Annotated in this window: 11 protein-coding genes and 1 pseudogene; 3 read left to right on the forward strand and 9 right to left on the reverse strand. The window is 58.3% G+C overall.

The features are described from left to right. Nucleotides 1-1,166: 1,166 nt before the first annotated feature. From ACZCWR_RS24730 to ACZCWR_RS24745, 4 genes are all read right to left on the reverse strand, one after another. Nucleotides 1,167-1,964, reverse strand: a complete 798-nt coding sequence (locus ACZCWR_RS24730; RefSeq protein ID WP_487305679.1) for an ABC transporter permease — start codon at nucleotides 1,962-1,964, stop codon at nucleotides 1,167-1,169. After that, a complete protein-coding gene (locus ACZCWR_RS24735; RefSeq protein ID WP_487305680.1) occupies nucleotides 1,961-2,863 on the reverse strand; it encodes an ABC transporter permease in 903 nt (300 codons plus the stop codon). Before ACZCWR_RS24735 ends, ACZCWR_RS24730 begins: the two co-directional genes overlap by 4 nt. Beyond that, a complete protein-coding gene (locus tag ACZCWR_RS24740) occupies nucleotides 2,860-4,041 on the reverse strand; it encodes an extracellular solute-binding protein (RefSeq protein WP_487305681.1) in 1,182 nt (393 codons plus the stop codon). Before ACZCWR_RS24740 ends, ACZCWR_RS24735 begins: the two co-directional genes overlap by 4 nt. Nucleotides 4,042-4,146: 105 nt before the next feature. Continuing rightward, the gene (locus tag ACZCWR_RS24745) at nucleotides 4,147-5,319 is read right to left on the reverse strand and encodes a porin (protein WP_487305682.1); all 1,173 of its coding nucleotides are present in this window, start codon (nucleotides 5,317-5,319) and stop codon (nucleotides 4,147-4,149) included. 965 nt (nucleotides 5,320-6,284) lie between these two features. Here ACZCWR_RS24745 and ACZCWR_RS24750 point away from each other — a divergent pair. Then, nucleotides 6,285-6,785, forward strand: coding sequence for a pyridoxamine 5'-phosphate oxidase family protein (locus ACZCWR_RS24750; RefSeq protein ID WP_487306137.1), 501 nt, complete (start codon nucleotides 6,285-6,287; stop codon nucleotides 6,783-6,785). 281 nt (nucleotides 6,786-7,066) lie between these two features. Here ACZCWR_RS24750 and ACZCWR_RS24755 read toward each other — a convergent pair whose 3' ends face one another. The 4 genes from ACZCWR_RS24755 to ACZCWR_RS24770 all read right to left on the reverse strand — a co-directional run bounded on the left by ACZCWR_RS24755 (nucleotide 7,067) and on the right by ACZCWR_RS24770 (nucleotide 9,593). Further along, nucleotides 7,067-7,945: an anti-sigma factor family protein gene (locus ACZCWR_RS24755; protein WP_487305683.1), complete on the reverse strand. Its 879-nt coding sequence runs from the start codon at nucleotides 7,943-7,945 to the stop codon at nucleotides 7,067-7,069. Next, nucleotides 7,942-8,460: an RNA polymerase sigma factor gene (locus tag ACZCWR_RS24760; protein ID WP_487305684.1), complete on the reverse strand. Its 519-nt coding sequence runs from the start codon at nucleotides 8,458-8,460 to the stop codon at nucleotides 7,942-7,944. The genes ACZCWR_RS24755 and ACZCWR_RS24760 overlap by 4 nt, the downstream gene beginning before the upstream one ends. A 43-nt stretch (nucleotides 8,461-8,503) precedes the next feature. After that, nucleotides 8,504-9,169: an anti-sigma factor family protein gene (locus ACZCWR_RS24765; RefSeq protein WP_487305685.1), complete on the reverse strand. Its 666-nt coding sequence runs from the start codon at nucleotides 9,167-9,169 to the stop codon at nucleotides 8,504-8,506. A 112-nt stretch (nucleotides 9,170-9,281) separates the two neighbouring features. Further along, the gene (locus ACZCWR_RS24770; RefSeq protein WP_487305686.1) at nucleotides 9,282-9,593 is read right to left on the reverse strand and encodes a DUF4148 domain-containing protein; all 312 of its coding nucleotides are present in this window, start codon (nucleotides 9,591-9,593) and stop codon (nucleotides 9,282-9,284) included. Nucleotides 9,594-9,920: 327 nt separating this feature from the next. Here ACZCWR_RS24770 and ACZCWR_RS24775 point away from each other — a divergent pair, with 327 nt between their 5' ends. Then, nucleotides 9,921-10,403 carry a DUF305 domain-containing protein gene (locus ACZCWR_RS24775; RefSeq protein WP_487305687.1) on the forward strand — a complete coding sequence of 161 codons (483 nt, stop codon included), beginning with the start codon at nucleotides 9,921-9,923 and terminating at the stop codon, nucleotides 10,401-10,403. A 26-nt stretch (nucleotides 10,404-10,429) separates the two neighbouring features. Then, nucleotides 10,430-11,878, forward strand: coding sequence for a YncE family protein (locus tag ACZCWR_RS24780; RefSeq protein ID WP_488876528.1), 1,449 nt, complete (start codon nucleotides 10,430-10,432; stop codon nucleotides 11,876-11,878). Nucleotides 11,879-12,072: 194 nt separating this feature from the next. Here ACZCWR_RS24780 and ACZCWR_RS24785 read toward each other — a convergent pair. Beyond that, nucleotides 12,073-13,583, reverse strand: a pseudogene (locus ACZCWR_RS24785) (aldehyde dehydrogenase). Nucleotides 13,584-13,590 lie beyond the last annotated feature (7 nt).

Below are 13,590 nucleotides of genomic sequence, written 5' to 3' on the forward strand. Positions count from 1 at the left end.
AAAATTGCTGACACTTTTAGTGAAAGCGCTTCGGGCGGCCGACGTTCAATCCGAGCGTGTGCGGCCCGAGGCTGTTTCAGTTCGAACCTGAGCGGTCCTTCGAGAGGCTGTGACACCGGTGGTCGTTTCTTGGGAATAGCCGACCGTCGGCCGCACGCCCTTCTGCTGGTACTCCCAGCCTTTTCAGTCGCTGGACAACCATGCGGATGACGTCAACGGCACGAACTTGGCCGCGGTGAGGCGCGCGGCGAATTCCGCACGATCGCGCCGTGCTGACAAATACACAGTGAGGCCCGCGAAACCGCCCTACGGAGACCGCTATCACCATCCGCAGCAAGAAACTGAACCGACCTGCCGCACGGCGGCGGCAATATGCCGAGCTTTGCATTTGAGAGACATGTTCCGTGCACTAACCGAAACAAAAGCGTCCGGGCTCTGACATAATCGAACTTCGGAGAAGAAGTCGAAATCTGTCGCCGAAGATAAATCGATGAAACTTTGTAAACACATCTGTCGCTTGGCCGAAAGCCCTTTGGAATCAGCGTCGCGCTTCTCACTTGCCGCATCACTCGACGCCTTTAGCCGCTTCTACAATACGTGTGCACGCCGAGGGGCCGACTTCACATTGCACCGACTTCCCTTATCAATTAGGCGTTTCGTGGAATCCGCATGGCAATACCTTGGAGCTCCGATGGAAGAACGCACCATTTTCCATCTTGGTCACGATAAAAGAACATTGCCCTCGACCCGTTTCCATTGTCAGCGACAACACAAACGTAACGCCCAAGTCTAGACCGCCCATAATGACTCACCCTGAAGCCTCGCTCGGGATCCGGCGACAGCCAATCTTGGACCAATGTTCTTAAAGATCGCCCTGCTGTGTCCATCGCACTCCTCCATCTGCTTCAACGCCATCCAAAGCCTTAGAATCTGTTGAAGGAGCTACAAGCATGGAACATTCACCACGCACGCAGTTGCATCACCGGCACCGTCCGGCGTCGACGCTTACACGGTAGCCACGTCCTTGGCTGCGTTATCCCCCGTTGCATCCCGCAGGCATTTTGCAGGCGCCATCGCGGCGGAACTCATCGAAGCAATCTACTCGGCAATGTCAAGGCGCTTGTGTAGAACCGGCTGGTTTGGCGGGAAAGATATCAGATGACGACCTAATTTCCCACCTTCTGGGTACATATTCGACGCAATGCGAGGCCGATGAGCGGCAATCCGATTGTCGCGGCGATCAGCAACGTAGCTAATGCGTCGACGCTTGGAGTGACCGAATCCTGAAGCATGCCAAGAATAAGCGTTGGCACAGTATCGAGATTCGCCGGCTTCCAAAACATCGTCGCAGTGGTTTCATCAAACGACAGTGAGAAAGAGAAAAATGCGCTCGCGAGGATTGCCGGTGCGGCGATGGGCAGAGAGATCATCGTAATTGCGCGAAGCGGCGACGCCCCGAGGCTCGCTGCAGCTTCCTCGTATTGGAGCGGCATCCGCTCGAACCGAGCAAGCATTGTCGAAAATACGAAGGGAATGGTAATGGTGCTGTGGCCGCAGATCAGCATCGCGAAGTTCTTTGGTAGCGAAAGCAAATTGAACAGGATCAGCACCCCGACCGCCAGCACTATATGCGGCACGAGGATCGGCGCGGTGAAGAAACCTTTCGCTAGCAAGTTGTGCCTCGTCCAGTAACGACTTACGGAATACGCGGCGGTCGTCGCGAGGACCGTCGAAATCAGGCTGCTAGCGAAGCCGAGGATGAGTGACGTGCGCAGCGCTTCGAAAATCGCGTCGTTGTCCAGCAGTTGCGCGTACCACTTTGTCGTTAACCCCTCAAACGGGAAGCCTCCGTATTCCGATACGTTAAACGACAAGCACATCGTCGCGAGCACAGGAAGCAGCATGAATATGGCTACTGGAATGGTTGCCAGTCCAATCGCAAGCTTTTTGAAGTTCACTCTCATACTTGCGTTCTCCGCGCGAGTCCGGCGATGCCGACGAACCTGGCGTAGAGCGCGATGCCTACCGCCATAATTGCGAGTAGCAAGCACACCAGCGCGGCGCCCATCGGCCAGTTGAGTTCCTTGATGAAGGTTTCGTAGATCAAGCTGCTGTAGTACGTCGTTTGTGGACCACCGAGAAGCAGTGGTGTCACGTACGAGCCTAACGTCAGAATGCTACAGATCAACAGCCCGGTCGCGAGGCCAGGAAGCGTTAATGGGAATACCACCGACCAGAAAGTGCGCCAGTGTCCTGCGCCTAACGTTCTCGCCGCGTGCATCAAGTTGCGATCAACGGATTCAAGCACAACAAAGATGTTGAGTATCATGAACGGTAGCAGATAATGCACCATGCCGATCATGACCGCGGAGTCCGTGTATAACAGATGCAGTGGGGTGCGGATTACGCCCGCACCGAGAAGTGCCGCGTTGACGAGCCCGTTGTCGCCGAGGATCTGCATCCACGACATGGTGCGCACAACGTAACTGATCCAGGATGGGGCAATCAGCCCACAGAACAACAGGAACCGCCATGTCCCTCGCGTATTCCACAGCCCAAGCGCGGCAATATATCCAACAATTGCCGTCATGGCCACGCTTAACGCCGAGGTCGCAATGGTGCGCCCCAGCACCATAAACACGGTGCTGTCCTGAAAAACCCCTTTCCAGGTTTCCAAGGTCAGCGCGTAGACCACTTGCGCGCCCGTTCCGGGCCGAAAAAACGAGTACGCGGCAATGAGAGCTAACGGTGCCCAAATAAAAACGCATATCGCCAGGCTGGCGGGCCCAACGCTGATCTTCCCCGCTAGGTTCCTGGGCATGCTGACCCGATGACGCATTGCGCGCAGAAAGATCGTGCTCATGCCGCGATGAATTCACGGCGATATTGCGGCTGCCATGCTCCGGCGTTTGCGCTCCAGTATCGCGCGTCTGGAAAGATCACGCCGTCGTGTTTGCCCGTCGCATCAAAACCCGGGAGTTGCATGAGCGCCGGCGTCTGCTGCAGCAGCTTTGGATCGATGACGGGCGGATAGCCGTATTCGACCGCTTTCGCTAGTTGGACTTCCGGACTCAGCATCAGATCGACAATCTGATAGTAGGGTTCGGGGTTACTCGACTTCAGCATCATCAATCCGCCAACGCTCATCGCTATGCCCTTTGGCATGAACGACGAGATCGGCCGGCCTTGTTTTTTCAACGCATAGACACGGATCCCCCAAGCGTCGGACACCCACGCGCTGCCGGTCCCGAGCAAGTTCATCTGTTCGGCGCCGGAGCGGTAGTACTTGAAAACGACAGACTTGCTCTCGCGCACCTTTTCCCAAATCGCCTTGATGTCGCCGATTTGATTGGGGTTCTGGCCGGTCTGAAGCGCTGCGTACCAAATGCGCCGAAACCAGTCGTCCTCACCGGCGATGCGCCCTTTCAGCGCCGTATTGAGCAGTATGTTCGGGCCTTGCGTCTCGACGTCGCTTTGCGTCACCTTGGAATTGTTGTAGGCAATCGTTATGACCGTCAGGAACGTCGGCACTGCATAGAGCTGGCCATCACCCCCTGATCGATACGCCTCAAGCACGTTTGGACTGACTGTCGCGAGTCGCGGAATTTTCTTTTCTTCGAGGGCGACGGCATACCCTAGCTTGACGAAACGCAGATAGTCCATCTGATTTGTCAGCGAGAAATACTGGTAGTCCCCCGGCTGACTCGTCTGGACTTTGGCGAGAAACTCCTCCATCGATCCATACGAGCCTTGTCTGATCTTGATGCCCGATTTTGCGGCAAACGGCTTCAATACGAGTCTGTCATCCGCCTCTTGCGCCACGCCGCCCCAACTGTCGAATCGAACTTCGTCTGTAATGCCAGCCGCGGATGAAACCGATGGGATTGTCGCGAGCGCCGCACAGGCAGACGCGACGCCATACATCGCCACGAGACCGCTAACGCGGCTTAGAAACTCGCGTCGCGTGATGTCGCCGTCTCGCAGACGTCCGATTAAACGCTCGCCGACGCGATAAACTTCATGGTGGTCCGAATTGCTCATCGTGCTTGTCCGCGTGAACGCATGTTGCGTTGTAGCTACTGGGATGACGTGATCGGAAGCTATCCGACAGATAGCACGCCGATCACCCTCGACTTCATCGTATGGTCAAAACTTGTGCCGAATCCCTGCGGTTGCCATCACCTGACGATTTGTCGACGACTGCGTGAGGAACGGAATCTGTGCAACCGCGCTTGCGCCCGTCGAATCGTGGCCGGATGCCTGCTGGTAGATGCTCACCAGATACAGGTCCGTGCGCTTTGAGAGGAAGTAGTCGAGGCCGAGATCGACTTGGTGGTACCGCGCACCCGACAAGCCGCGCAAACTGCCTGCGGCGGTATATGCGTATGAAGCGCCAAGCTGTAGGGACGGCGTCAACTGATACCTGCCGTTGACTTCATAGATGTTGAACACTTCGGTTCCGCGCAACCCGTTGTTGACGCCGGCGACCGAGGTGCCACCGAGATCATTGAAAGCCGTGTGACTGTAGACGAAGCCCACCGAGCCCGCCCCGATCCGGTATTGAGCGCCGACGGCTGCGACCTCCATTGAGCCAGCCGTTGCTAAGCCGGAGATGACCGGACCGGACATGTTCGCCCCGGTTGCACTGTCGTTGGTTCTGTTGCCGAACACCGAGAAGTTTGGATTGCGCGCGTTGCTGTACTCCGCAGCCGCAGTCACCGGTCCCATGGTGTACCCGACTGCTAGCGAATACACCTGGTTACGGGAGAAGTCGCCGGCAACGCCACCTAACGAATACATGCCGCCAAACGACAAGCCACCAAAGGTTGGCGATCGATATTTGATCGCGTTGTTCGCGCGATAGGTGCCATCAAGATTGTCGAGGTCGGCGGGATGGGCGCCGTAGCCGCCTCCGCCGAGCGCCCACTGGCCCGCCGCTGTGAGGGGCCCGACGAAGTCGTAACCGGTCGTGTACTGACGGCCGAGTAGCAAGCTACCCCAAGTGACGCTTGTCAGCCCGACAAACACCTGCCGGCCGAATAAAGTCCCACCCTGACCGATTGCGCCGGTTGAAGAACTAAATCCACCCTCAATCGTGAAGACGGCCGCGAGCCCACCGCCCAGCTCTTCGTTGCCCCTCAAGCCCCAGCGGCTGCCAGACGCACTACCACTGGCCAGTTGCCACTGTTGGCCACCGCGGGCATTGTTGCTGAACAGCAAGCCCTCATCAACAATGCCGTACAGCGTCGCGCTGCTCTGTGCCATTGCCGTTCCTGAGAAGCCCGCGAGTAGCCAAACCGCCAACGAACTCTTTTTCATTTCGACTCACTTGTTGAAGTGCTGAGGGTTACGTTTCCACCTTGTTCGGGCGCTGCGAACAGGCGGCATGGGGACAGCAAAAAAATACCCAATTCATTTTAGTTATAAACAATAGCTTTTCCGTATACTTAGTACAGTGCAAGGATATGTGTACAAAATTCGTGGTCAAGCGCTTTTTTTGCGCTGAGCATTGGGATTTACCAGAACCAAGCGTCGGCGCTGGAATCTCGCAGGCGCGCGATTATTGACTCTCAACGGCGTTGACGAGGGGGCGCTTGCGGCGCAAAAGTGAGGATGAGGTTCCGCCTGCGCCACCGGCCTATGGACCGCTCGACGGCCGAAGCACCGCTCGGGCACAATCGCGCCTGCGGGCGATTCACGCCACTTGGGGAGATCGTGCGACGTACCTCGATCCCAACGCTAGGACGAGTGACGAACAGACGGGGACGTCAGGTTCGAGCAACTAATTCGGAACCCGTATGCGCAGCGCATACCAAGATGTAGACGCCTCCGAACGCGATCATCTGCGTTCGAAGAACGCACAAACAAGAGATACGGAGCTGTCTGACCTGAGGTAGCTCCCGGAGAGACGCTGGACGCTAAGCGATCAAGCGCCGTCCGTTGCAGTCCCCAGGATTGTGAGACGTGTGGGAGGTAGGTAGGTAGCTAGGCAATATCGCCACGCATGCAATAGAGTAAGAAACCAGAGTCGCTTCTCGTTCAACCAACTCAGGACGATATGTGCGCTTGCAAACAAGGCTGGGGATTCACGGTCCTTGGGTAACGATCGTGTCATCCACTCCCCGGGGTCCCGATGAGGGCTCTCACTGATGCAACCAACGAGCGGGATTCTTCCCCATTCATCGCCGTCGTGTGGCTCCGCTTTAGACGCATGCTGGGCCGAGGTATGGAGCTATTTGGCGAAAGCAGCAGCCCCAGGAAAGGGACGATCTCCTTTCACCATGATGCAGTTGGCAACAATAGGCTTGGACAGCGCACCAAAACTTCGCACAGTTGTGCTACGCCGAGCGATCGCCGAGGAAGCGTTGCTGAGCTTTTACACGGATGTACGGTCAATGAAAGTGCGAGAGTTAGAGCGCGATCCCTACGTCGCGCTGCTATCAAGCGACCTTCAGGCTGGCATTCAATTGCGTCTTGAGGGGTCTGCAGCCCGGGTAAGCGATCAATTCGATCGAATGGCAGCATGGAACTCTTGTCGTGTAGGGTCGCTCGTCTTATATAGGGCCCCCATTGCACCCGGCACCGTCATCACGCAGCCCGTTGACGCCCTACCCACGCAGGACGATAACGAGTCGGTCGGTACAGCCGGGTTCGAGAATTTCTGCCTCATCGACGTCCGGCTACGTCACGTCGAGTACCTGAACATCGTCGGACCCGTCCATAAGCGAGCACAGTTCAGCCTGTCAGAGGACAAGTCATGGGCTGGATGCTGGATTGCGCCGTGATAGCTAAGGGACGCACACTCCTTTGCATATCGGTTCGTCAAAAATTGGCTTCGCATAAACCAGCCGTCACTGCACCGGTGTTCTGCGTTGAAGATAAGAGCCGGTAGCTATGGCAGAGCTTAGTCGCACAGTTTTGCCCTGGGGCGGGGGACGGCAGCTCGTCTGGTGCCGCCTATCGGCAGGTATGTGCGACTTCATACAACCTATACTGCATTAGCGCGACCCTGTGATGGTTGCCGCTCAACTCGTACTGGATGCCCCGACGTTTTGACTGGACTACATCATCTTGCGGCATCACCGGTGCGCGCGGTCAGTTCCTCGTACACTTCACGTGATACCCCGAGCAACTGAGACTTCGCTATTGCCCCAGAAACGGCATACCCGAAGTCACCGTCGACCCAATAGAAGACATTTACCGGGCCCTCCTGGAAGAGCCTGAAGGCAGTGATATTCTGACTTTTCCGTCTGTGGGAGACGTTCAGCGTGATGCGTTCACCCTTCGCGTCGTGATACATAAACTGGGCGATCGGACCTTCATCACCCGGCAGCAAACGTCCCCCCATGAGGCTGAAACCGGCCTGGGTGAGCACCGGGGCGTGGATATCAGTTCCAAGGCGGCTGGAAAGCCACGAGACGAGCTCTTGCTCCTGCTCCGCTCCGACCTCCACCGGGCGATTCACCATCGGCGCATAGGTGACGTACGCAATCGCCGACTGACGCGCGAACGACTCATCCTTCGTCAGACTCGCGCGTAGTATGGACCCATTGCCGATTGCCGACGCAACCAGGTCGCGCGCCTGCGGATTAAACATGCTGCTGACGCCGATGGCGACGCCAACGAGCACTGCCGCTGCTATCCCGCCGAAACGCGCCAGGTTCGCGGCAGCGGGGCGGTTTTCCCCGGCGTTGGCGATGGCTGGCGACGGCTTGACGGTGTTGTCTCCCGCCAGTCTGAGGCGGTGCGGGGTCGGCTCCTGAAGGATGCGGTCGTAACGTTCGTGCAGCATGCTGTTGAGCGAGAATAGGTCGCTCATGCGATGAGCCAGGACAGGGTCAGTTTCCAGGCGCCGTTCGATCTCGTCCCGACGATCTTCTGAAAGCACGCCATCGACGTAGGCCTGGATCTCATCGTCCTTTATCGGGGCTACATGTGCCATCATCTCACCACCTTCAGTTGAGCGCCATCCTGCTGTCCGGCCATAAGATTGCGTAACCTCTCCCGCCCGCGAGAAAGGCGCGACATCACGGTGCCCAGCGGTATTTCAAGCGCGATGGCCACCTCCGCATATGTCAACTCTTCGAGTCCCACCAGTAGAACAACTTGCCGCTGCTCGATGGTAAGACGTTGCAGCGCATAGTCCAGATCGCGCATCTCCAGCGTCCGTGTCGAATGACTTGCTACCGCGAAGTGACTCTCATCAAGCGCACCGTCATCGATCGATACGTGAGCGGCCTTTGAGTCGGCCCGTCGTTTCCGATTCGCGAAAACATTGTGCATGACCGTGAACAGCCACGCGCGCATATCGCTGCCGTCTGCGAACTTGTCGGTGTGCCGCAGCGCGCGCTCGAGAGTATCCTGCACAAGGTCGTCCGCGAGTTCCTGGTTGCGCACGAGCGCGCGCGCATAGCGACGCAACCGTGGCACATGATCCATCAATTGTTCCCGGACGCTCAAAGTACCCCCCTGCGTACCGTGGGCGTGGTTTTCCTGCGATGTTTCATCGCCTCTCCTCTATAGCTTTCAGGATTTCGGCAGCGCCCATAAGGCCTCGTGTCCCCGCAAAAGTGGCGACAACCGTGCGAACGCCGTTTGCCGATGTCCATTCAACAAGACGCGCCGCACCGATTCTATGCGCATGCCACGGCGGCTGCAGCCCAAGCGCGGACGACGGCCCCGCCAACAAGACCAAAGGGTCGCCGTTCGCATTGCGGTAGGTCGTAAGGTTCACCGTCGAGAAGGCTCCGAACGTCGTCTTTCGGACACCGACCAGATGGAAGCCCGCGGATGACAGGTCCGGAGCACTCAACACAGGTTTCGCGACGGCCGGATTCGACTGCTCGACAACTAGTGCGTCGACGGCTGCTGTCTCAAGCAATGCTGCCGGAACCTCGACCGTCAGCCAAACGGCGGCGAGCGACAGCGCGACGCATGCGAGCGTCACCAAAAGGATCAACGCGTGTCGATGGCCTTTGCGAGCCGTCGGTGACGGGATCGTGCTGAAATCCTCGAATTGTGACCGCAACTGGTAGTTCAACCGAAGGTTAAAGCCTACCCTTCGGGCTTCATCCGGTCTCTGCGCGAGATAAGCGAGGAGCGCATCGGCCTTTTCGGACGCGAGCACGCCGTCGGCGTAAGCCTGCAAATCAGCTTCGGTTAAGGACACAACTGATCTAGGTTCCACGACACTTTTATATCAGCGATTGCCTGGGTTATCGAGCACGAACACCGTGCGTGGCGATTATTCCCGCGTAGACAGACGCGGGCGCGCTGCCATGCTACGACCCTGCGTAGAGATTGCAAAAACTGTAAGGACCCACGCATGCTGCAGAGCTCGAACGAGCGCCACTGTCGGTCCAGGCCGTCGCCCGCCCGCCATAGCTGCGGGTGTCTGCCGCATGCGCTCTCGCCACCTGATTGCGATAGATCGGACTAACGTCGGGATATGACGCGTCCGTGACGAGCTGCGATCCGTTCTGCTCCGCTTGCACGAGTTGTGCGCGAACATCATCGCGAGTGATGCCCTGAGCGAAGGCGACGGACGTGGAGGCCAGCGCAGCAGCGATGACGGCGAGTTTTACCAGCTTCATGTTGCGCTCCATTTGAGATTGATTGCGGCTTGCACTGGAGCAAACATCGCATCCAGCGGATCTATTCCCGTAACGTGCGAAGTTTCATAGACGTTTCGACCCATCTTGCGCCAAGTCCATGCGCCGATTAGATGCAAGCGGCTCGGACAGTGACTGCCGCCTTCACACATCTAGCGAGTACACGTAAATCAGAGTGTGGCGCGTACTTCTGTGTCGAGCGACTCTGAAAGCCAGTGCCGTCCTTACCGCGGAAATTTTTTGCGTCCGTATGGAATAACAGGAACGCAGCGCTGTTCACTCAATCCAGAGGCAATTATGGAGAAACCGATGACGAGTCCAAGAAGAACCGCTCGCGGCGTAGCGTCGATCGCATGCACGTTGATTTCCTGTGCCGCGGTAAGCGTCTCGTACTCCGCTGAACCGGGGCATCCACCGGCGACGGAAGCGGAGAGCGAGTTCCTCAAACAGAACGACGTTGCCATGGACCGGATGATGGCGGACATGGAAATCGCGCCTTCCGGAGATGTCGACAAAGACTTCGTCGGCATGATGATTCCGCATCACCAAGGGGCTATCGACATGGCTCAAGCGGAGCTTCGCTACGGCAAGAACGAGCAGCTGCGACGGATAGCTCAGGAGATCATCGTCGAGCAGCAGCAAGAGATCGCGGCAATGCACCTCGCGTTGGGCACGGCATTGCCGCCCTCCACCTCGTCTCCTGATCAGATCCGTCCCGCCGCGAAGCAGGACTCCATGCCCATGCATACTCATATGGGCGCTCATTCATCAACCCCCGAGGGAACCCAATGAAGTCACTCACGTTGCGGTCGAAAATCATGATGGGAGCGTTTGCTTTGGCTACCGCGTCCATGGCGGTTGCCAGCCAAGCACCTGGCGCGGATAGCGCGCCGGATATCCCGGTCAGCCACCACGATCGCGTCTATGCGGCCGAGCAGTTCTCGAACACGGTCTCCGTGACCGATCCGGTCGACAATCGCCTGTTGGGCGTCATTCGTCTGGGCGACCCGTCACCGATGAACTTCAGCCCGCTTTACCGCGGGCAAGTGCTTGTGCACGGCATGGGATTCTCGCCGGATCACAAGACCATCGCCGTGGTGTCGATTGGATCGAACTCGGTCTCGTTCATCGACACGGCGACCAACGCAGTCAAGCACGTCACGTATGTCGGGCGCTCGCCGCATGAAGCCTTCTTCACTCCAGACGGCAAGGAGGTGTGGGTCACCGTGCGCGGCGAGAATTATGTGTCCGTGCTCGATGGTTCGACGTATGAAGAGAAGACACGGATTACTGTGCCCGCCGGGCCCGGCATGCAAATCTTCTCGCCTGACGGGAAGTACGGATACGTTTGTTCGTCTTTCAATCCGGAAACGGACGTCATCTCGGTAGCCGATCATAAGATCGTGGGCAAGGTCAAGCAGGACAGTCCGTTCTGCCCAAATATCGCCGCTACCCCGGACGGAAAGCAGGTCTGGTTCACGCTCAAAGATGTGGGCAAGACTCAGGTCTTTGATGCGAACCCGCCCTTCGCGTTGCTCAAGACTCTCGACACCGGACCGATCACGAACCATGTGAACATCGCCAAAAATGCGAAGGGAACGTTTGCGTACGTCACGGTCGGAGGACTGAACCAAGTAAAGGTGTTCCGAACCGACACGTATGAGCAGGTGGCAACAATACCGGTCGGCAAATTGCCGCATGGCATCTGGCCATCAGGCGACGGAAGCCGGGTTTTTGTCGGCCTGGAAAATGCCGATGCTATGGCAGCAATCGACACAATCACGAACACAGTCATCGGTCAGGTTCCCATCGGACAGGCGCCGCAGGCAGTGACGTATGTTCCAAATGCGGTGCCCGATGGTGATGGCATGAGCAATCTTCAACCACTTGGGCTTGCGGGCAACACGACACACTTGACGTTGTCTATCGTTGGTGACAAAACGCATGGTGACCACAACTCTCCGACGAGCGTGTCGCTTTTCGATCAAGGGCTCCTGCAAGTACTGCAGGCATCGGTTACAGGCTTGAATCCCAAGCAGCCATATGTGCTCGGCCTCGCGGGAACGCCTGATGGAAGCGGCGCTATCGAAGGCCTCGCCAATTTCATGACGAACCCGGCAGGATCTGCGATTGTCAATGCCATCGGGCAGATACGCCAAGTCGTCTCGATCAACGATCCCGAGCGACCAGGCACGCGCCGCTATCTTGTAATTGCGCCGCAGGTCGATGGTAAGCCGGGCAAGCCGGTGCAGGTTCAAGCGTTGTAAATGCGAAGAAAGGTCCGGGAGATTAGCAACTATCCCGGATCTGACACCTAGGGACGCTCTTTTCAGAGCGCCTTAGAGGCCGTGCGTTTTCGTGCGCAGGCTGGCCACCATCCGGGGCCAGATACCGCCCTGACCTGAAAACAGCGGGCAACCAGCCCGTACGACAGTTTGCGGCGCTTAAGCGCCCTCTCAGTTCAATTCAGCCGCTTAAGTTCGCCATCGTCCGCATACCAGTCTACTGTCTGGCCGCTCGTGTTGACGGTGACGGCACGCGGCTCGCTGAATTGGTCGAACGACTCGATGCCCGTTTCGCGCCCCACGCCGCTATTCTTGAAACCGCCCCAGGGCGATGCGGGATCGAGCCGGTGGTGGTCGTTCACCCACGCCATGCCGAATTCCAGCTTCGATGCCACGCGATGCGCCCGCGCCACATCCTGCGTCCACACCGACGCCGCGAGACCGAACTGCGTCGCGTTGGCGATACGCAGGGCGTCGGCTTCATCCTCGAACGGCATCACGACCGTGACCGGCCCGAACACTTCTTCCTGACCCATCTCCGATTCTGGCGGCACGTCGTACAGCACAGTGGGCTCGATGTAGAAGCCCGTCTTCAGATTCTGCGGCACGCCGCCTCCGGTCAGGCACTTCACGCCCGCCTGCTTCGCGCGATCCAGCATCGCAAGAATACGCTGACGTGAGCGGTCGGAAATGACCGGGCCCAGTTGCGTCTTCGCATCGGTCGGATCACCGACCCGGATATGCGACGCCTTGGTGCGGAAGCGTTCGAGAAACTCCGCATACATCGACTTCTGCACGAGAATACGCGCGCCGCATACGCACGTCTGCCCGGCGCCGATGAATGCCGCGAAGGCCGCGCCATTTACCGCGCGCTCCATGTCGAAATCGTCGAACAGGATCACCGCGCCCTTGCCGCCGAGTTCGAGCGTGGTGAGCGCGAAATTGCGCGCCGCCGCTTCGCCGATCGACCGTCCCACTTCCGTGCCGCCGGTGAACACCACCTTGCGAATGAGCGGATGACGGGCCAGCGCCGCGCCGGCCTCGCGCCCTTCGCCGTTCACCACGTTGACGACGCCCTTCGGCACGCCCGCCTCGTCGAGCAGGCGCACGAGCCGCACGGTCGTCAACGGTGTCTGCTCCGATGCCTTGATGACGACGCTGTTGCCCGTCGCAAGCGCCGGCGCGAGACTCTTCGACAGGATCATGAGCGGATGATTGAACGAAGTCATCAACGCGACGACACCGAGCGGCACACGCTGCGTATAGCAAAGATACGGGCCTTCGATGGGAATCACATCACTGCGCCGCGTGAGCGCGAGCGCCGCGAAATAGCGATAGAACTGCGGCAAACGCGAAATCTGCGCGCGCGTCTCTGAGATCGGCCGGCCGTTGTTGAGCGTCTCCAGCTGTAGAACTGCTCCAGGTCCGCTTCGAACAGATCGGCGAAGCGATTCAGGATGCGCGCGCGTTGCTGGATGGGCATGTCTCGCCATGTGCCGGACTCGAATGCGCGATGTCCCGCCTGCACCGCGCGATCGACATCGGCGGCACTCGCGGCGGCCAGCGCACCGATAACACTGCCTGTGGCAGGATTGATGATATCCATCGTGTGGCCGGTCTCGGCATCGGTCCACTGTCCGTCGATGAAGAGTTGCGCCTCGAGATGGCTGGGGTTTGATGTATCCATGTGTGTT

It is taken from the genome of Caballeronia sp. A2-2, assembly GCF_057612605.2.

Bases quoted from the DNA above. Each gene is read 5' to 3' on its own strand.
- ACZCWR_RS24730 (WP_487305679.1), bottom strand. From the start codon at position 1,964: ATGAGAGTGAACTTCAAAAAGCTTGCGATTGGACTGGCAACCATTCCA.
- ACZCWR_RS24735 (WP_487305680.1), bottom strand. From the start codon at position 2,863: ATGAGCACGATCTTTCTGCGCGCAATGCGTCATCGGGTCAGCATGCCC.
- ACZCWR_RS24740 (WP_487305681.1), bottom strand. From the start codon at position 4,041: ATGAGCAATTCGGACCACCATGAAGTTTATCGCGTCGGCGAGCGTTTA.
- ACZCWR_RS24745 (WP_487305682.1), bottom strand. From the start codon at position 5,319: ATGAAAAAGAGTTCGTTGGCGGTTTGGCTACTCGCGGGCTTCTCAGGA.
- ACZCWR_RS24750 (WP_487306137.1), top strand. From the start codon at position 6,285: ATGCAGTTGGCAACAATAGGCTTGGACAGCGCACCAAAACTTCGCACA.
- ACZCWR_RS24755 (WP_487305683.1), bottom strand. From the start codon at position 7,945: ATGATGGCACATGTAGCCCCGATAAAGGACGATGAGATCCAGGCCTAC.
- ACZCWR_RS24770 (WP_487305686.1), bottom strand. From the start codon at position 9,593: ATGAAGCTGGTAAAACTCGCCGTCATCGCTGCTGCGCTGGCCTCCACG.
- ACZCWR_RS24775 (WP_487305687.1), top strand. From the start codon at position 9,921: ATGACGAGTCCAAGAAGAACCGCTCGCGGCGTAGCGTCGATCGCATGC.
- ACZCWR_RS24780 (WP_488876528.1), top strand. From the start codon at position 10,430: ATGATGGGAGCGTTTGCTTTGGCTACCGCGTCCATGGCGGTTGCCAGC.